An 18824-nucleotide genomic window follows, 5' to 3' on the forward strand; every position below is an offset into this window, starting at 1 on the left:
GGTGCCCTTCGGCGGTCAGAGGCGGGCCAGCGGGAGGGCGGCGGCGGTGAAGGCCTCGGCCTGCTGGAGGGTGAGGCGGCGCAGGTCGATCAGGGCGGCGACGGCGGCGGTCTCGACCTGGGCGCAGGCGGCGCTGAGCTGCTCGGCGTCGTCGGCGGACACCACGAGCAGGCCGGTCATGGCGACGTCGGCGTGCCCGGCGATCAACTGGAGCTCGCGGGCCTTGACGTCGGCGTACTCGACGGTGTCGGCCTCGGAGTCGACCTGGCCGCGGCGCACACGCTCGGCGGCGTCGGCCACGATGGTGGCCTTCTTGCGCTGGACGTCCCGGAGCGCGGCGTCGATCTGCTGCGGCGCGTAGTGCAGGGACAGGGTGCGCCGCACGCCCGAGGAGTAGAGGAGCTGGTGGAGGAACCCGGCCGAGGTTTCGGTGCGGGGCCACTGCTCGATCCAGAACACGGCGTGGTGCGCGCTGTCGGTGCGGACCTTCTCCGGTTCCTCGACGAGGACGACGGGACCGGCGGCGGCGACGTCGGCCTCCGGGCGGCCGGAGTCGGACCAGCGTTCCAGGGCGCCGAGGACGGCGGGGTCGTAGGCGGTGCGCACGACCGCGGCGATCTCTCCGGCGGTGAGCCAGCCTCCGGGCACCAGGCCCGCGCCGCGCACGGACTGGTCGAGGGAGGCGGTGAGCTGGGCGAGGACCGCGAACGCGCCGGCCAGTCCGCCGCCGGCCTGGTTGATCAGGCGACGGGCCTCGCGCAGGTCGAGGGCGATGGCGATGTAGGCCTCGTGGGGGGCCGCGGCGGGTCCGGCGGCTGCGAGCAGGTCGGCGTAGATCGGTCCGGCGACCGGGGTGTTGGGCAGGCCGTGCTCCAGCCAGTACCGCTGCAGGGCGTCGCCGCTGTCGGGGACGGTGCGTTCCAGGACCTGGATGCGGGCGATCTGCCCGGAGCGGGACAGGGCGGCGAGCGCCCGGCCCCAGCCGCGGACGTTGTCGGACTGCGTGGCCGGGTCGAGCAGGGCGAACGCCCGGGAGGAGACGCGGGTGACCGCGGTGAGTGTTCCCTGCTGCTGGTCGTGGACGGCGCCCAGCCGCCCGTCGGGTGAGGTGACCGCGCGCAGCGAGGCGGCGGTGCCGGGCAGGTGCAGCAGGCCCTCGACGGTCGGCCGGGTGGAGGGCCGGGCCAGCCAGACGAGCTGCCCGCGGGTGCGGCGCAGCCAGTAGCGCAGGCCGATCGGCGCCCACTCGGCGAGGGAGCGGCCGCGTATTCGGAAGACGACGGCGACGGCGAGCAGCACCCACAGCGGGGTCAGGGCGAGGGCGCCGAGGATACCGACGGTCATCAGGGCGGCGAGCAGGAGGGCACCGCCGAAGGCGGTGGCGACGAGCTGGGAGGGGGTGAGGCCGAGGAGGATGCCCCGGCGGGAGCGGGAGGGGAACTTGATCGTGGCGGGTGTCTCGCTGGGGGTCAGGGGATGCTCTCGGGGTGCGGGGGCGGGAGCCGGCCCCTGCTCCTCCCGGTGGGGCTGACCGGGAGGAGCAAGCAGAAGCGTTTCTGCACGTGGGGCGGGAAGGGGGAAGCGCGGGGCGGGCTGAGCCGCCGGTCCGTCAGGGGGACGGCGGGCGCTGGGGGAACGTGAAGCGCTGACCGGCGCCGGAGGCCGCGCCTGCGGCGGAAGGCCCGGAGGGCTGCGCGATCACGGGATCGAAGGCCGGCCCGGCGGAGGTGGGAGCGGCGGGTGCCGCGGCGGAGGAAGCCGGGGCTGCCGTGCCCGAGGTCTTCAGGGCGGGGGAGCCGGCCGCCGCGTGGGCTGCCGAGGCGGAGGGGCCACCCGAAGGCGCGGAGGCGTCGGGGGATCCGGCACGGGTGACGAGCGGTCGGCCCTTGTCACCGTCGGCGCGGTCGGAGCGGCTGGTCAGCGGAACGCCGCCATCACCGTCGCCGCTGCGCTGCTGCCCGTACTTGAACGAGGTGGGCGCGGCCTTGACGAGTCCGACCGCTCCGGGACCCTGCGGTGCGGCGCCGCTGCCCGAGCCGGCAGCGCCGGACTGCATGCCCGGGACCTGGGACGGGCCCTGCGGGGTCGATCCGGCGGCACCGGCCCCGGCCCCTGCGGCGGCTCCGCCACCGGCGCCCATGGCCATCTGTCCGCCCTTCTTGGCGGCGGCGCTCGCGACCTGCAGGCCGGCGGCGGTCGAGCGGTGCAGGTCGTGCGACTGCCCGTCGCCGGCCCAGTGGACGAACTTGTAGATCATGAAGGGAGACAGGAGGACCAGGGCCATGACGACCAGGCCGGCGATGATGTCGCTGAGCGCCTGTATGCCGTCCTTGGTGTCGGACTTCCCGAGGGCGGACACGCCGACCAGCATGATGATCGTCATCACGAGCTTGGAGAACACGACCGTGGCGGTCGCCTCCACCCAGCGGCGCTTCCAGTCGCGGGTCGGCTCCCACGGGCCGCCCGCGGCAGCGAACGGCGCGAGGATCACCAGCACGAGGATCGACACCTTGCGGAAGATCATCATTCCCCAGTAGAGGATCGCGCCGACGGCGCAGCCGAGCGCTACCAGGGAGGGGACGGCCCAGCCCAGCGGGGTCGTGATGGTGATCATACTGACCTTGACGAGGCGCCGCACCGCGTCGTCCATCGAGCTATTGGCGATGGTGAACAGCCCGCGCGACAGTGCGTCGACGACCACTAGGGCGACGCTGGTGAAGGAGATCGCGCACATCGCGAAGAACACCGAGCTGATGGTGGCGGTGACGGCCTGCCCGAGAGCCTGGCCGTCCCGTCTCCAGGCGGCCCTCACCAACTGGAGCGTGAAGGTCATCACGATCATGGTCAAGGCGATGGGCAGGATGAGGGCGTAGTTGGTGCGGAACCAGTCGGCGCCGAGGTCGACGTTGGTGGTCTGGTCGACGGCTCGGCTGGCGAGGTCGACGGCCGACTTCGCGAGGTCGCCGGCGCTCTTGGCGATCCAGTTGCCGATGCTGGAGGTGATGGAGTCGGACACGCCGCCGACGACGGTGTCGCACAACAACCCCGCACCCGGAAGATCACAAAATCCGATGGTCTCCTCCTATGTGAGACGGGACGGGGGGTCAGGGATAGACGGTGGGGGCGATGGCGGCGAGCGCGCACTCCGTGCCCGGGCGGCACTGGACGGCGAGGGTCAGCGCCCGGGCCTCGGCGCCCCGGCCGCCGTCGCTCCAGGCGATGTCGACCTTGCCGGTGACGGTGACGGCGTAGATGTACGCCCTGGTGAGGGCGGTCGGGTCCTTCGCGATGGCCTGGGCGTAGGTCGCCGGGACGTGGGCCTCGATGTCGCGGGCCGTGGAGGTCTGGGCGTTGTCGCGCAGCCGGGACCACAGCACCGGGTCCGGCACCTGGCCCTCGACGGAGGCGCCGTCTGCGTACTCGATCTCCGGGGTGAGCCACAGCCGCAGGCCGGAGACGAAGCCCTCCTGGGTGACCGTGCGGGCGTCGTAGGTCCACAGCGTCTGGGCGAACGCCGCGGCGAAGTCGGTCGGGCTGGTGGTGTGCGGGGGCCGGGCGACGGTGGGGCCCGCTTCCGCGGGCAGGATGTCCGGCGGCACGACCGGTGGGGCGGGTGCGGGATCCGGGCGGGCGGCGGGCGAGGGGCCGGCTGGGGGAGGGGCGGTGTGGCCGCCGCCTGCCAGCCGGGCGAGGAGCCCGGCCAGCAGGCCGACGACCAGCAGCACGCCCAGTCCGATCAGCAGTCGGTTCCGCAAGGGCGAACCGCCGCTGGTGGAAAGGGGCTTGGGCACTTACTTGACCTGCGTCCCGAGAGCCGAGAAGAACGCGACCAGGCCGTTGGCGGCGCCGAGGAGCAGGGCGACGCCGCCGGCCACCATGGCGCCCTGCTTGCCCTTCTGCTCGGCACCGTGCGATCCCGAGTGGTGGCCCCAGGCCCAGACGACACCGGCGACGCACATCGCGCCGACGGTCGCGATCACAGCGAACAGATTGATCGAGGACACGACCTGCTTGAGGACCGTGAGGCCCGGCAGACCGCCCTCGGCCGGGGCGACACCCGGATCGTATGCGAGGTGGGAGACCGCCTCGGCGGCAAGGATGAGCGACGACAAACGGGTTCTCCGGAAGGGGTTTTGGGCGCGCGAGAGCGCGGAGCGGCGCCGTCGCGGCGCGAGAGAAAAGGGGGAAGAGGCGAAAGCTCAGGGGGCAACGCGGCGGATGTCGGTCACGCCGGATTTCCACGCACTGAACTGGGCGATCCGCACCACGTCACCCGTGTGCGGGGCGTGCACGACGAGGCCGGAACCGATGTACATGCCGACGTGCTCGGGCCCCTTGGGACCGGGCTCGGTGAACAGCAGGTCGCCGGCCCGCAGGTCGCCGAGCGCGATCACTGAGCCCTGCTTGACCTGGTCGTAGGTGACGCGGGCGAGGGTGACGCCGCCGGTCTTGTACGCCTGCTGCATCAAACTGGAGCAGTCGCAGCGGCCCATCGGGTCCGGACCGTGGCTGTCGGTGCACAGCCCGCCCCACTGGTACGGCGTGCCCAACTGGCCCAGCGCCCAACGGATCGCGGACTGGACGGCCGGCGGCATATCGGCGGGGATTGGTAGCCGGGCGGCAGAGCGCCCGCCGGGATCAAGCCCCAGTCGGTGTCCGTACCCGGCGGTGTGCACGACCCGGCACCGCCGACGGGCGAAGTGCCTGTCGCCGGGGCGCCGATCGAAGCGCCGACCGCCTGCTGCAGGGCGATGGCCAGCGTCTCCCACTGCGCGTAGGCGTCGGGGAACCCGCTGCGCTGCACCTCCTGCGCGGCGACGGTGAGCGGCATCTCCTGCCAGCCCTTCACCTTGAGCAGTGCCTTGTAGAAGGACGTGCTCGCGTACACCGGGTCCATGATCTGCTCGGCGGATCCCCAGCCCTGGGACGGGCGCTGCTGGAAGAGGCCTAGCGAGTCGCGGTCGCCGCCGTTCAGGTTCCGCAGCCGCGACTCCTGCATGGCGGTGGCCAGCGCGATCACCTGGCCCCGGGAAGGGACCTGCAGGGCAACGCCGGTGGCCACGATCTGCTTGGCCATCGGGATCTGCACGCTCGGCAGATCCAGGCCCGGCACCGGAGCGGTCGGCCCGACCTGGCCGCCCAGGATCTGCTTGACCGCCGCCTCGACCGCCGCCGCATCCACAGCCTGTGGACTGCCCGAGGCCGAGCACGCGGCGGAGGCGTCCTTGGCGGTGACGATCGCCAGGGGAAGGATCAGCGCGAACGGGGTCAGGAGAACGGCGACGCCGAGACCGGCGGCGACCTTCTTCAAGCGGTCCGCCGGTCGGCCGCACCCTTTCGGCCGGCGCCCGGCGAGCGGGCGAAAGAGCAGAAGGGCAGGTGGATTCCCGTCACGTGGAACTCCGATCATGTGGTGCGCGGGCGGCTCGTCCAAAGGCGTCCCGGCGCAGCGGTGAGAGGGTCGAATAACACCCGAGAGATAGGCGCCCGCAGTAACCGGCGGAAGTTCCAGCTTCCATCAGTGCTGGTCAAGGCGCTCTCGGCGTCGGTGAACACGCTAAGGGCCCGCATATCTCCCGTGCAAGGAATTCACGGATATTCGCGCATATCCGTGAATTCCTTGCACGGGAGATATTGCGGCGCCTATGGTCTCTCCAGGCCCGCCGGCGTACCACGTCGCGGGCCTTTCTGCGCGCCGCCGAAAGGCCAAAGCGTCGCCCATTGGCCCCCACCCTGCGAGGTTCCTTGCCCGACTACACCCTCTACCGGGGCGATGCCCTGACCCGTCTGACCGAGCTGCCGAGCGGCGCGGTCGACTGCGTGATCTGTGACCCGCCCTACAACAGCGGAGGCCGCACCACCCAGGAGCGCGTCGGCCGGTCCGCCCGCGACAAGTACACGACCGCGGGCTCCAAGCGTGTCCTGCCGGACTTCCCCGGCGAGAACAAGGACCAAAGGAGCTACGGTTTCTGGTTGTCCCAGCTGCTCGCCGAGGCCTACCGGATCAGCGTCGACGGCGCCACGGCCTGCATCTTCACCGACTGGAGGCAGTTGCCGACAACGACCGACGCGATGCAGGCCGGTGGCTGGCTGTGGCGCGGCATCGTGCCCTGGTACAAGCCGGCCGCCCGCCCGCAGAAGGGGCGCTTCACCCAGAACGCGGAATTCGTGGTCTGGGGCTCCAAGGGAGCGATGGACGGCGACCGCAACCCCGTCTACCTCAAGGGCTTGCTGGAGGGCAGCCAGCCCAGCGGATCCAAGCGCCAGCACATCACGCAGAAGCCCGTCGCGATGATGCGCGAGCTGGTGCAGATCTGCCCGCCCGGCGGCCGGATCCTCGACTTCACCGCCGGATCCGGGTCCACCGGGGTCGCCGCCCTCCTCGAAGGCCGCTCCTTCCTCGGTGTGGAACTCACAGAGCACTACGCCGACATCGCCGAGCGGCGCCTCGCCGAGGCCCAGCTTGCCGCCGAAGCCGCCGCGCGGCCCGCGTAACCCGCCCCGCTCCTCCGTGCACCGCGTCCATACCGATCTTGGAGCCGACCTGCCCAGCAACTGCCCCGCCATGCCCGCCGCCGAGCCCGAAGCCCCGGACGTGGACTGCTTCGACGGCTGGAGCCTGCACCAGCTCCCGGACGGCGGAGAGGTGTTCGCCAGCCCCTGCCAGCGGGTTCGGCTGCACTTCCCGTCGACACCCGCCTGGGACAGCGCCGTCACCGTCGCCGCCTACAACGGGCCGACCGGCGATCCGCTGTGGCGCGCCCGCTTCGACGACACCGCGCCCGACACGGTGATCGGCTCGCTGATGTGCGCGCTCGCCCACGACCTCGCGCAGCCCGACCGCTACGACCAGCAGCGCGCGCTCGTGGGACCGGTCGTCGAGGACCCGGACGACCTCCTGGCCCCGGCCAGGGGCTGCCCCGGCGCCACGTCGCCCGCCCGGTGCGGCTGCCCCCGGGCCTTCGGCCTGGACCGCACCTACCTCACCCGAGCGGGGTGGCGACTGTGGGGCCTGCACGACGACGGACGCCGCTGGCACGCCCACTTCGACGCGGCAACGCCTGCCCACCTCATCGCCGCAGCCTGCCACCCGCTCGACGAGCACCCCACCTGCGCCTTCGCACCGGAGACGGCCGACTGCCCGCACGGCGACCGTCCGAACGCGCCGCTGGAGACCCTGCTCGCCGCAGCCCGCGAGGTCGTCGCCGAGACCGGACGCACCTCGGCCACGGCCCTGGCCGAGGGCGTGCGCGCCCGCGGCATCCCCGTCGGCACCGCGCGGGCCCGCAAGATCGCCGCGCTCCTCAAGGCCGAACGCGCCGCCGGCCTGCTGTAGAACCCGCACCCAGGGCGGCCCCGGAACACCGGGGCCGCCCCCACCCCTCTGGAGCACCCATGACGCCGCCGCCCGCCCACGACATGCCGATGGTCGTACACCCCGGGTACCTCGCCGGCCCCGGCGACGCCCCGCACGCCCTGCACACGTTCGCCAAGGGACGCGAGGACTGGACTCTGACGCCGGTCGACAACCAGCTCGTCGCCGCGCACCAGCAGCACCCCGTCCTGCTGACCCTCGACCTGGACGCCGGAACGCCCCGCTGGACGATGGCCTCCCTGAGCCACCCCGCCAGCCAGCTCGAATGGCACGCCACGTTCGACGCCCGCACCCCGGCCGAGGTCGTGACGGCCGCAGCCCGCCGCCTCGCCCACGCCCTCGCCCAGACCACCGCCGCCGAACGCGACCGGCAGCTCTGGGGACACGACCACCCGGCCGTCGACACTGCGGATGCCCTCGACGCCGAAACCACGCGCGCCCACCACTGGATCCGCGCCGGCGACCTGCGCACCACCCTCACCCTCGACAACCCCGACGGCACCGCCGCCCTGCGCGTCCACCGCTACCTCGAACGCCCCGACAGCGACCCGCTCGACACCGTCTTCAACCTCCGCGCCGGGGCCCGCGGCCACCAGGACGACTGGTGGCACGCCGAGTTCAGCCGCTACACCCCGACCGCCGTCCTCCTCGCCGCGGTACGCACCGTCACCGACCCCGGCCGCTACGAGCGCCGCGCCTCCCAGATCCCCATGCTCCACCGCTCCCTCCTGCGCACCCACCCGGTGGCCCGCCGCCGTCCGCAGGCTCGTCCGTGACCGGTGACCACATCTCGGAGGCCCGGATCTCCGGAAGCCGGGCCCTGGCTCCTGACACCCTCGTCACCATCACCCCGGGCCACCTGGCCGGTCCCGGCGACCCCGATGCGGGCTTTGCCGAGTTCTTCGAGGACTGCCCCGGCTGGCAGCGCTACCGTCCGAACGACGAGACCTCGGTCGCCGTCCACGAACAGCTCACCGCCAGGATCGAGCTGGACCACGAGGCGACGACCGGACCGCGCTGGACCATCGCCTCCTACGAGTCGCCGGTCGGCGAACTCGACTGGCGGGCAAGCTTCTGTGCGCGGACGCCGGTCGAGGTGGTGATGGCCGCGGCCCGCCACCTGTCCGCAGCGCTGAACTCCTTCTCGGCGAATGCGAGTGACGATCTCCTGTGGGGTCGGCACCCCCGCCGCGAAGCGATTCTGCAGGCCGTGGCGGCGGGCGACCCGCCCTGGCAGGAGTCTCAGCCCACACAGGAGTTCATCCGCCCCGACCGCACGGGCGGAATCCGCACACAGGAATCCGGTGCGCTCCATCCCGCCTCGGCGGTGGAAGTCACCCTGTGGGCAGGCCCGCGAGGATACGCCGACGCGCGATGGCAGGCCCAGTTCACCCGGAACACCCCGAGCATGCTGATCACGGCCGCTCTCGACGAGGTCGTCCAGCCGCTGCCCGCCACGCGGCTCATGAACCAGGTGCCCGCGCCCAACCTGACGCAGGTCCACGCCGAGGCGCGGCACCCGCGCCGAGCAGCAGCCGCCGTCCGCGGACGCCACACGTCCCCTGGCGCTCATGCGCTCCGGCCCGGTTCCACCGAGCCGGCCATCAGGCAGGCGAAGCGACGCCCGTGACCGACCCGGTGCCACAACGGGAGGGCACGAATGCCGTTCCGGCGGTCGTACCGAACCGGGCACCAGTACCGCAGCCGTGGCCGCGCCCGCGGGCGACGGCCACCAGGACCACCAACGCTCCTGCCGCGCTTCCGAGCAGGGGCCGGACCCCCCAAGGCCCCGCCCCCGATCCGTACGGAGACCCACCTGACCTCCACCACCCAGGCCGCAGCAACCGAGATCGACGGAGACACCCACGTCCACCCCGTCTACCTGGCAGGCAGCCGCTACACCGGGGACTTCGCCCTTCAACCGCTCCTCGACCTACCGGACACCCGGGCCCACAACGACGAGCACGGCAACTTCTACCTGACCACCGCCGACGGTCGGATCCGCATCGGGTTCATCCCGGAGCAGGACTGGGACACCCTGTGGCAGCTCGCCGTCGCCCCGGGGCCCTTCGCCGACCCCCACTGGGTGGCGAGCTTCTCCGATGACACGCCGACCGAGATCGTCGCCGCCGTCACCACGCAACTCGCCGACCTCTACCGGCCCGGCGAGGACGCATGGTTCACCGAGCGCACCGCCGGCCCGCTGGAGTGGATCGCACCCTACGCCGCAGCCGGCTGGACCGCCCACGAAGTCGATACCGGACAGCTCACCCTGCACTCACCCGACACCCTGGCCAAGGTCACCTACAGCCTGCACGCGCTCGCCCGCGAGGACGCCGAACAGGCGGGCCAGGACGGCCGGTACACCATCGGCACCGTGTCCAGGGCGGGCTGGTACGGACGGTTCAGCAGCGGCACACCGTCCCGGATCCTCGACGCCGCCTCCGCCGCCATGCTCGACCCCGCCCCCATCCCGCGCTACCGCAGCGAACTCGGCCCCTTCAGCCGACGAACGGCCTCGATCACGCCGATCACCCCACCGGCTCCCACCCCGGCCGACCTCCAGCGGGCCGCGGCTGCCCGAGCCCGCACCGCCCCGAGGATCCTCCAAGCCGCCCCCGCCGGCACCGGCACCCGGCTCGCCTGGACCACGACCACGCCCGGCCCGAGACGCCGCTGACCCCAGCCGCTACCCCTTCCCGCGCAGCGCCGCCGCGCCCGACGCCGGCACGGCGGCCGACAAGGAGAAGCCCCATCCCACCCCTCTACACGATCAGCCGCTCGGCGACCACCGGCACCGTCGCCGAAGGCCCCTTCAACGACACCGCCTTCAACGACACCGCGCTCACCCTCCTGCGGCGTGAGGGCTTCAACGACATGCACATCGCAGGCGGCAACTTCCACGCTCGACTGCCCCACCACCTCTCCGAGCAGGAACAGAACCGGGCTGCCTCCTCGGCGGCGAGTCTCCTGCAGGCCAGCGGATTCGAGGTCGAACTCGACCCGGCACTCGGCACCCCGCCGCCCACCGCCGCATTCGTCCCCATCGCCGTCCCCGACCCGGCAGCCGCCCTCGCCGACCTGACCCACCGCCTGACCACGGGCGACAACGGCTACGACGGAACAGCACACCTGGCCCAGGCGGTCCTCGGACACAACGGCGTCCTCGCCCGACTCGTCACCTTCACGAAGGCCGCCGCCGCCTGGAGCGCACGGCTCGGCCACGCCCCGGGCGACGACCTGTCCGACCTCCTCACCGAGAGCGCCGACACCCTCGGCGAAGTCCAACAAAGGCTTGGCGGCACCGCGACACGCATCACCACCATGGGCACCAGCTGGGAACCACACCGCTCCAGCCCCCGCCAGGCCGCAGCCACAGCCGGAACCCACTCGACCAGTACCGGCACCACTCCCGCGCCCCAGACACCGCCACAGGCACCGTCGGCAGAACCCCACCCCGGTCGGCGCCGATGACCGACACCACCCCATCTCCCGTCATATTCGGTACGTTCGGCACCACCGTGGTGGCCGTCGGGACCCGGCCCGAGGGCCACCCCGACGCCGCCCGGCAACTGGAGAAGGCGGGATTCGCCTACCTGCCGGACGCTGGCGTGCACGAGTTGCCCACCGGGACCCACCCCCAGGACGCCGGCCTGCGGATCGAGTTCGCCGCCGACCTCCTCGCCGCCGACGGGGCCGACGGCCTCGGCATCGACCCCGACCTGACCCGGTGGCTGGAACAACCGGCCCGACGCCTCGCCGCGCACACCCGCACCCCGGGTCTTCCGGACCCGGGCAGCACCCCTTCCCCCACATCCCCAGCCCCGCACGGAGGCCCCGCATCGCCGACCCGCCCACGATGATCGACGTCACCCCCCGCTACCTGGCCGGGCGCGACTACAGCAACCAGGTCTTCGACCGGCTGGTCACACGCTGGGGATGGGGCCGCGCCGATGCGACCGAGCTCAGCCAGACGTTCGCCTGGAGTCGCGACCATCGCTTCCGCCTCGGGGCAGGCCAACTCGATCCCGGCGCCTGGTGGCGCATCGCCGCTGCGAAGGAACCGCTCGGCCCGCCCGATTGGCAGGCAGGCTTCTCCCAGGAGACCCCGCCCGAGATCATCCTCGCCGTCGCCGAGGAACTCGCCCGCACCGGAACGGCCACCGACTGGACCGGCGAGTCGCACCCCGCCCTCCGGACGCCCACCGACCGGCGAGCCCTGATCCGCACCCTCGCCGACGCCGGCTGGCGCAGCACCTACCGCGCGGGCGCGCTCGACCTCGAAGCTCCCGACCACCTCGCCCGGGTCCAGATCCGCCTGGACCCGCGCGGCGATCAGCAGGACCTCATGGGCAGACCCCACCTGTACGTGGAGGTCGGACCCCGCGACACCGGCGGCTACCCGCCGTACTGGCAGGCCATGGTCACCACGAACGCCCCCACCGTCGTCGTCGACGCCCTCGCCCAGGCCCTCACCGACCCCACCGCCCTGCAACGCGACAGGGACTGGATGGACGAAGAACTGCTCGCCCACCTCGGCCACACCGAGGAAGGTGCGTTCGCCGACGCCGACCCGCAGATTCCCGAGCCCGGCGAGGCCGCCCACCCGTACACCGAGACGGACCGGCGGGAAGCAGCAGCCGAGGTCTGCGAGGAAGCACTGGAGTGGACCGAAGACCTCGACCACACCCCCGACGGGTACATCGAGGACCGGGTCATCCCCAGCAGCCGGACCGGCACCCCTACCACCTGGGGCCAACTCCCCCCGGAGCAGAAGGCCCTGGCATACCTGCTGGTCGAAGACATGGTCATCGCCGCAGCGGCGAGTACGCCAGCGCTCTTCGACTTGGACCCGGGTGCCAACCTCGACCCACGGACGGCAAGCAAGAAGCCGACGCCGCCCCTCACCACAGCGCTGAACGAACTCACCTTCACCATAGACGACTTGAAGGACGCGGCGGCCCACGCCGCTGCCATGCAGATCAACTGGGTGGATCCCAGCGGACTCGCCGACACGCTGCACGACCGACCGATCGCAGCTGCAGCCGACGGCACAGGACCGACCTGGGGCTCGCTGCCGGACGCCCAGCGCGAGCAGGCATTCCGCGAGGTCGACCGTCTGCTGACCAGGGCCGCCGAGCGCACCACGGAACTCTTCGCTGCGGACTTCAGGCCCGCACCGCTGGCCCTCGTATCCCCGGTCTACCTCGCCGGCCCCGGCCACGACCGCACCGCCGCGGCCAAGCCCCTGACGGACCGGGGCTGGACCACCGAAGAGCACGGCGACATTACGGTGTACACCAGCCCGTGCCGACGGCTGCGCGCCCAGTCGACCACCGACGACAACGGGACGACGTGGACGGCCTCCTTCAACTCCCTGCTGAGCGGGGAGGAGGTCTGGCGGGCCAGCGCGGACCGCCGCACCCCGCCGGAGATCGTGGCCGCCCTGCACACCGCGCTCGCCGCCAGCCCGGGCGAGCTGGTCCGGCCGTCCGGGAACGCCGAGGACGGTCTCGCGCCGGTCATCGCCGCAGGCTGGCACGACACCAGCACCCGCGAACACCTGATGTGGGACGCACCGGACGCCGAGGTGGCCAGCGTCTACCGCTGCACGGCGCCCGCCGGGCAGATGTTCGCCGGGGAGAGCCGTGCCTGGCAGATCAGCACCGGAAAGCTCGGTCCCGGCGAGGTGGAGGGCTGGAGCATCGAGATGTCGGAGAACATCCCGGCCCCGCTGCTGGAAGCCGTCACGGCCGCCATGACCGACCCCGCACCGGTGGCCCGCCTCGGCCGTGACCTCACCCCCGAGCACCTGGTGGACCTTGTCGTCCGCCCGCTCGTCCCGCAGACCCCGCCCGGCCCGTCCGCGCGAGTGCTGGCCGCCCGCACGCGCATCGTCCTCTCGCCGCCGGCCGCGACAACCAGCCCCTCGGCCAACGCCGCCAGTCCGCCCGACCCACCACGGCAGCAGATCCGCTGACCACCGCCGCCGCGGCGACCCGCAGAGTCAGCCACCCCGGGCGTCGACCGTTCAGCAGCGCCCGCGCATCGGAGCGGGTGCGCCGTGGGGCTACTGCCCGACCCACTCGGGCACCGCTCGGGCTGGGCGCCGATCACAACCTGGAGCCCCCATCCCGGATTTCCACTTCCACGACTGGACACCTGCCGACGAGGCGAGCGCCGACGCACAGGATCAGTTCCTCAAGGCCGACTGGTTCTATGCACACGGGATGTACGACTTCCTCTCCCGGAGCGTGAGCCGCGACGGCTGTGACGAGTACCTGATCTACGCAGACAAAGGCGCCGACTGGGACTACCCCGGCGTCAACCGCACCTTGTGTGCGCACATCAGACTCGACCCGGCGGCGCGCACGTTCACCATCGACCGGGCGGGCCGGCCGACCTTCGAACTCGGAGCCGCCTGGCTGATCAGCCGCGGCGCCGACCCTGCCGTGTTCCGCTCCGATGTGGGCACACTCAGAGGCCCCAATACGGTGCAGGAGGCCCAACTCCTGGAACACCTAAGAATGTCCGGTGACCGATACCACGTACTCAACCACGACACCGATACCCACCGGCAGTACGAGACCTGGGCCATCCTCAAGGACACAACGGCTGACCCCGCGGACCGGAGCTGCCTCCTGCTCCTCGAACAATGGGACTGGGACGAGGGGCCATGCAGGCGGACAGTGCAACTGGCCGAGTTCGACCACTACGACGCGGTCGCGGATTGGCTTGACGACCGGACTGGGCCCCTGATCACGGCGCAGGGCCGGAGTACGGTCGTCCCGGAGAGCCTTTTGCCGATCACCGGGACGCTGAAACGCCTGCCAACAGTTGCCCGTCCGGAGCAGATCCACGCGGCGCGGATCCGAACCCTTCCCCCGAACGCCGGAAGAAACGAAGCCCCCGGCCCCGCGTACGGCCATCAGGCGAAGCCCGCAGGCCGCAGCCGCTGAAGTTCCACGGGGCGTGCCTGAGCGGGCAAACGCTCGTTGGGCACCGGGAGCGCCCCCATCGGGTCGCGAATCGCGTCCTGCTCCACGCCGGACCGGCTGCCACACCCCCGGCGGACTGGGCCGGGCAGGCGCGAAGTGCTGGGCGGGCGGGCCGCAGGGCCCGCCCGCCCGGGTTCCGGCCTGGCGCTCAGGCTACCGCGTCGAAGCTCGCCCGAAGCAGCGGCATTGCCCGGTCGAGGTCCGCTGCCGAGCTGATCCGAACCTCCAGGTCCCCGGTCCCGTGGTGCCCGATCCTCGACACGTCCCGGGTGAACCCCGCCTCCAAGGTGACGGACCTCGGGTCCAGACGGAGGAAGACCCGGAGCCCCCCGTTGAGTACCTTCACCGTGGCGAAGTTCCCGCTCCTCCGATAGGCGATGTAGTGCCGCAACTCCACGCTGTGGGCGTCACCGAACGCCAACAGCCGACCATCGAGCTCCTTGTACAGCGTCTGGACCTCGACTGGTGCGCCGGCCAGCCGCTGAGCGACCGTACGGCGGCCGGCAGTCGGTGCCCCGGTGCCGCCCTGACCCGCCCGCGAGGAGGCGCCGGCCGTGGAAGCCACCAGGTCCAGCGAGAGCAGGTCCTCGCCGAAGTACTGGTACTCGACCAGGTCGATGCGGCGACCGATCTCGGCGACGGCGTGGCGGTCGTAGCGGCTGTACTCGGCTGCTACGCAGATAATCCGCGGGTTCGTCCAGTCGACCTCCCCGACCGCATCCGGACCGAGCTTGCCCGACACGAGGGCCTCGAAGTCGGCCTGGTGGTCGCGAAGCCAAGCCATGTAGAAGAGGCCCTGGTTGATGACGTTGCCGTCACGCCCGCGCTTGTACTCCACCACCACGGGAGACCCGTCCTCGTCGAGGCCGAGGGAGTCGATGCGCCCGGCATGAACGGTGCCGGTGGACACCTCGGAGTCCAAGAAGCGGACCCTGAGCATGATCGCCATATTCCGCTCGATGAGCACTTGGAGATGCCGCTCAAGAGTCACGGTCGAGCCTGCGATCTCCGTTGCCGTCTCTCCGTCCGTACGAAAGATCCTCAGCACGGTCCCCCCTTGACCTCGTCGCCCCCATCTGACAGCAGATCACACCCTATTTGCCCAAATGACGATAAAACAGGGCATGTTGCGGATCTCTCAGTCCTGCAATCAGGGAATAGAAGCCGTCGACGGCACACCATCCGCAGTGCGCGCGGGTGCGGATCCGTTGGCAACTGGTGTTGCGCCAGCAAGCGCCTGCCGATCGGGAATTGGGCTGGCGCATCGGAGTCATGGCTGGCTACCGTCTGCCCATGAGAACGATGGGCCAGGCCACCTCCGGTGGATGGGACAAACTCCGGTCGACCAGGTGGAAGCCACCGGTTCCCGCCCTGTCGACACCGGACCGGCGGCGCACGTACGTCTCCGCGCTTCAGCAGGCCGAGGAGTTGTTCCGCGCTGCCGAAGTGACGGGCCCGGCCGCCGCACCCCTGACCCTTTTCTACGGCCTCAGTCAGGCCGGACGCGCTATCGCCGCCGCCGCCGTCGGCATCGGCGAGATCGACGACTCGTGGAAGCTGAACGGACACGGCATCAAGACTCGGGCCATGGAAGCACCATTCCCTGAGGTCGAGATCCGGACCGACAAGGAAGCGGACCAGGGCAGCTTCACTAGGCTCTCGAAACTCCTCAACTCACCCACCTGGGGCAACACCCCGGTGCACCTCAGTACGCTGTGGGACTGCTTGCCGGAGGCCATCGACACCCCGATCGGCGAGGACGAGCGGCAGCGCCGCACGCCGATCGTCGTCGTGCCCGATGGCCACCCCGACCCCCATCCGCTGGCCACCGCCACGCTGAACTTCCTGCCGGCCTGGGTCGCCGAGGCGACGGACACGCGCAGGGCGCTCGACGCCTACCTCCAGGCCTACCCTGACGCGGCCGACTACGACAGCTATGTTCGATCCAGCACGGCACCTGACGCAGGACCTGCTTTTGCCGAGAACGGCAACGGCCGGTTCTACATCACGGCGCACTGGACCAGCCCCGACTCCGACGCCGGGGGCCCGGAGCGCAGGGCCTACCTCAGGTCCCTGACGCGGACCTACGACGGCCAGCACCTGTTCATCCCCGCCGTCGCCGGAGCGCCTCGGGGTATCCACCCACTCATGGCCTGGTGGGCAGTCCTGCATGCTCTCTCCATGCTCGCCCGGTACCAGCCGGCCCAGTGGGACCAGCACACCGACGTGGACTCCAGCCGCTACGCGGTGCCGATCGAAGGAGTCCTCACCGCGGCGATCGACGTGGTCCCCCGACTCGTAGGCGAGGCGATCGACGAGGTCTCCTCTCGGCCGCAGGCCTGCCCTAGCGCCGAGCCAGCCGAGGAGAACGGCCTCCTGCCTGAAGGCACCATCCCCACCGCAGCGCCAGCCACGGCTACCGGGCACCCAGCATCCCCGTCGGCCTGACCGGACTGTCCCGGTCCAGCGCGGGAGGCTACGGATGCGGCAACCGTCACAGATCAACTGCCCTTGGGGCGACCAAAGCATTCGTATACTTACTTCATGATCCTGCTCGAGTCCTATCGTGACGCCGCCCCTGTTGAGTACCTCGCGCAGGCGCTGGAGTCCGCAGCCTCGGGGCAGGCGTTGGTCGTCGACGAGGCGACCTTCGGCTCTGCTCTCGTTCGGGGCGCATCCGTACTCCGGGTCACTCCGCACGGGCAGTGGGACTCGTGCGACGGAGACCGACCGCACCTCGCCTACAGCATCAGGTGGGCAGTCGCGGCCCCGTGTGGAGACCCCTCCGCGTCGGTGTCGAACGACTGCCCCACCTGCGTCGGTCGCATCCTCGGCGAGGAACTGTTCGGAGAGAGGGGACCCCGTGTGCAGCACACCTGGTGGAAAGACGTGACGCCCGCGATCGTCCTGACCCCGGGCACCGCTGACCGGCCAGGGGAAGGGGCGGAGATCATCAATGAGGTTGAGGCCGACTGGGCCGCACTTGCTGGCGCCTTGGCCGACCTCCTCGATGCCGGACCACCCACTGTGACAGGCGAGCGACTGCTAGAAGTTGCAGCCATGAGCTAGCGCCGCGCTTCCGCAGGTAGCCCGAGGCCCTCCCCGTAGATCGGGGAGGGCTTTCGCATGCTGGCCGAGCGACCAGGCCAGTTACTGACCTCGGCGCGTCAGGGTGACTTGTCCCGAATCACCTGACGGGCTCGTTGTGGTGGCTGTACCCGGTGGTGTGTGAGATATGCGGATGGGGGCGGGCTGACCGCCGCGGGACGGGTGCGCCGGGAGTCGGTGCGGATGCAGGCGGCCGAGCTGTTCGAGCAGGAGGTCGGGCCGACGGAGGTGGCCCGGCGTCTGCGGGTGAGTGGGAAGTCGGCCTACCAGTGGCACCAGTTGTGGCGCGCGGGCGGGGTCGAGGCGCTGCCACCACGCGGCCCGGGCGGGTCGCGGTGCCGCCTGTCGCCGCGCTGCCTGGAGAAGCTCGCCGCGCATCTGGACCAGGGCCCGGCCGCGCACGGCTGGGCAGAGGATCAGGTGTGGACCGCTTCGCGGGTGGCCACGCTGATCGGACGGAAGTTCCACGTCTCGTACAGCGTCTCGGGTGCTACACGGCTGATGCACGGGCTCGGCTTCACTCCGCAGATGCCCGCGAGGCGGGCCGCGGAACGTGACGAGCAGGCCGTCACGGTGTGGACGGAGGTGACCTGGGGGGAGGTAGAAGAGCCCGGGCGGACTGCGACGGGTGGGTGTGCTTCGAGGACGAGGCCGGCTTCACGCGCAGGCCGCCCCGTGGACGCACCTGGGGACGGCGGGGCGTCACCCCGGTAGTGAAGGTCTCCGGCAACCGCTCCGGACGCGTCTCGGTCGCGGGGCTGATCGCCGTGCGGCCAGGCTGGCGGACCAGGCTGTCCCACCGCATCCGGCGGCACACCGGTCGCAAGGGCGAGCGGCGGAGCCTGTCCGAGCGCGACTACATCGGCCTGATCGACGGCATCCACCACCTGGTGAAGGCGCCTGCAGTACCGCCCCGACACCCTCGACGGCTTCATAGCCGGCACCGGCCTGACCTTCGATACCCCAACCTCACCCTGACGAGCCGAAGTCAGTAATGATCCGCGAGTGCCGCAGCGAACACCTCGCCCTCGACGTCTGGATCGCCGACGTCCGTCTGGACGGCCAATGCGAACTTCGGATCCTGGCCAACGGCATCCGACGCGACCACGCAACTGTCCGGGCCGCCTTCGCCACGACCCACACCTCCGGAGCGGTCGAAGGCAACGTGATCAGGATCAAGCTGTTGAAGAGGCAGATGTACAGGCGTGCCAACTTCGACCTCCTGCGGCGCCGTATTTTGCTCTCACCATGATCACGAGGCTGCCACCCCCGAAATAGCGACAGAGCCCGCAAGTGATTCAGAACCACGGTTTTGGGAGATCGCCGACAGCTTTCAGCTCGTC

General features: G+C 71.3%; 18 protein-coding genes and 1 pseudogene. 13 read left to right on the forward strand and 6 right to left on the reverse strand.

Translation table 11 applies throughout. The annotated features are described in order from the left end of the window. Positions 1-15: 15 nt before the first annotated feature. The 5 genes and pseudogenes from MCM47_RS22205 to MCM47_RS22225 all read right to left on the reverse strand — a co-directional run bounded on the left by MCM47_RS22205 (position 16) and on the right by MCM47_RS22225 (position 5311). A complete protein-coding gene (locus tag MCM47_RS22205; RefSeq protein WP_352292260.1) occupies positions 16-1473 on the reverse strand; it encodes an SCO6880 family protein in 1458 nt (485 codons plus the stop codon). A 136-nt stretch (positions 1474-1609) separates the two neighbouring features. Beyond that, a complete protein-coding gene (locus MCM47_RS22210) occupies positions 1610-3016 on the reverse strand; it encodes a conjugal transfer protein TrbL family protein (protein WP_238863401.1) in 1407 nt (468 codons plus the stop codon). A gap of 88 nt (positions 3017-3104) precedes the next feature. Next, entirely contained in the window at positions 3105-3791 is a 687-nt protein-coding gene (locus MCM47_RS22215) for a hypothetical protein (protein ID WP_238863402.1), read from the reverse strand. Continuing rightward, entirely contained in the window at positions 3792-4112 is a 321-nt protein-coding gene (locus MCM47_RS22220; protein ID WP_255752602.1) for a DUF6112 family protein, read from the reverse strand. Between the two features lie 87 nt (positions 4113-4199). Then, a pseudogene (locus MCM47_RS22225) lies at positions 4200-5311 on the reverse strand (C40 family peptidase). A gap of 434 nt (positions 5312-5745) precedes the next feature. Between MCM47_RS22225 and MCM47_RS22230 the strand changes: the two are divergent. The 9 genes from MCM47_RS22230 to MCM47_RS22270 all read left to right on the forward strand — a co-directional run bounded on the left by MCM47_RS22230 (position 5746) and on the right by MCM47_RS22270 (position 14334). Beyond that, positions 5746-6495: a site-specific DNA-methyltransferase gene (locus MCM47_RS22230; RefSeq protein ID WP_238863403.1), complete on the forward strand. Its 750-nt coding sequence runs from the start codon at positions 5746-5748 to the stop codon at positions 6493-6495. Positions 6496-6511: 16 nt separating this feature from the next. Next, on the forward strand, positions 6512-7336 hold the full coding sequence (locus tag MCM47_RS22235; protein WP_238863404.1) for a DUF317 domain-containing protein: 825 nt from the start codon (positions 6512-6514) through the stop codon (positions 7334-7336). Between the two features lie 59 nt (positions 7337-7395). Beyond that, positions 7396-8151, forward strand: coding sequence for a DUF317 domain-containing protein (locus tag MCM47_RS22240; RefSeq protein WP_238863405.1), 756 nt, complete (start codon positions 7396-7398; stop codon positions 8149-8151). Continuing rightward, positions 8148-9005 carry a DUF317 domain-containing protein gene (locus MCM47_RS22245; protein WP_238863406.1) on the forward strand — a complete coding sequence of 286 codons (858 nt, stop codon included), beginning with the start codon at positions 8148-8150 and terminating at the stop codon, positions 9003-9005. Before MCM47_RS22240 ends, MCM47_RS22245 begins: the two co-directional genes overlap by 4 nt. 30 nt (positions 9006-9035) lie before the next feature. After that, positions 9036-10055 carry a DUF317 domain-containing protein gene (locus MCM47_RS22250; protein ID WP_238863407.1) on the forward strand — a complete coding sequence of 340 codons (1020 nt, stop codon included), beginning with the start codon at positions 9036-9038 and terminating at the stop codon, positions 10053-10055. A 197-nt stretch (positions 10056-10252) separates the two neighbouring features. Further along, a complete protein-coding gene (locus tag MCM47_RS22255; RefSeq protein ID WP_238863408.1) occupies positions 10253-10849 on the forward strand; it encodes a hypothetical protein in 597 nt (198 codons plus the stop codon). Continuing rightward, on the forward strand, positions 10846-11238 hold the full coding sequence (locus tag MCM47_RS22260) for a hypothetical protein (protein ID WP_238863409.1): 393 nt from the start codon (positions 10846-10848) through the stop codon (positions 11236-11238). Before MCM47_RS22255 ends, MCM47_RS22260 begins: the two co-directional genes overlap by 4 nt. Then, positions 11235-13355 carry a DUF317 domain-containing protein gene (locus MCM47_RS22265; RefSeq protein WP_238863410.1) on the forward strand — a complete coding sequence of 707 codons (2121 nt, stop codon included), beginning with the start codon at positions 11235-11237 and terminating at the stop codon, positions 13353-13355. The genes MCM47_RS22260 and MCM47_RS22265 overlap by 4 nt, the downstream gene beginning before the upstream one ends. Before the next feature lie 250 nt (positions 13356-13605). Further along, entirely contained in the window at positions 13606-14334 is a 729-nt protein-coding gene (locus MCM47_RS22270; protein WP_238863411.1) for a hypothetical protein, read from the forward strand. A gap of 187 nt (positions 14335-14521) precedes the next feature. Here MCM47_RS22270 and MCM47_RS22275 read toward each other — a convergent pair whose 3' ends face one another. After that, on the reverse strand, positions 14522-15421 hold the full coding sequence (locus MCM47_RS22275; RefSeq protein WP_238863412.1) for a DUF5655 domain-containing protein: 900 nt from the start codon (positions 15419-15421) through the stop codon (positions 14522-14524). 245 nt (positions 15422-15666) lie between these two features. On the opposite strand from MCM47_RS22275, the gene MCM47_RS22280 reads away from it, so the two are divergent. The 4 genes from MCM47_RS22280 (at position 15667) to MCM47_RS22295 (ending at position 18733) form a co-directional block, all read left to right on the forward strand. Continuing rightward, the gene (locus tag MCM47_RS22280) at positions 15667-16821 is read left to right on the forward strand and encodes a YaaC family protein (RefSeq protein ID WP_238863413.1); all 1155 of its coding nucleotides are present in this window, start codon (positions 15667-15669) and stop codon (positions 16819-16821) included. A gap of 96 nt (positions 16822-16917) precedes the next feature. Beyond that, positions 16918-17442 carry a hypothetical protein gene (locus MCM47_RS22285; protein WP_238863414.1) on the forward strand — a complete coding sequence of 175 codons (525 nt, stop codon included), beginning with the start codon at positions 16918-16920 and terminating at the stop codon, positions 17440-17442. A 216-nt stretch (positions 17443-17658) separates the two neighbouring features. After that, positions 17659-18195 carry a winged helix-turn-helix domain-containing protein gene (locus MCM47_RS22290; RefSeq protein ID WP_308222402.1) on the forward strand — a complete coding sequence of 179 codons (537 nt, stop codon included), beginning with the start codon at positions 17659-17661 and terminating at the stop codon, positions 18193-18195. 280 nt (positions 18196-18475) lie between these two features. Continuing rightward, a complete protein-coding gene (locus tag MCM47_RS22295) occupies positions 18476-18733 on the forward strand; it encodes a transposase (protein ID WP_238863415.1) in 258 nt (85 codons plus the stop codon). The last annotated feature ends 91 nt before the right edge of the window (positions 18734-18824 follow it).

This window comes from Kitasatospora sp. A2-31 (genome assembly GCF_022288725.1).
Lineage (GTDB): Bacteria > Actinomycetota > Actinomycetes > Streptomycetales > Streptomycetaceae > Kitasatospora.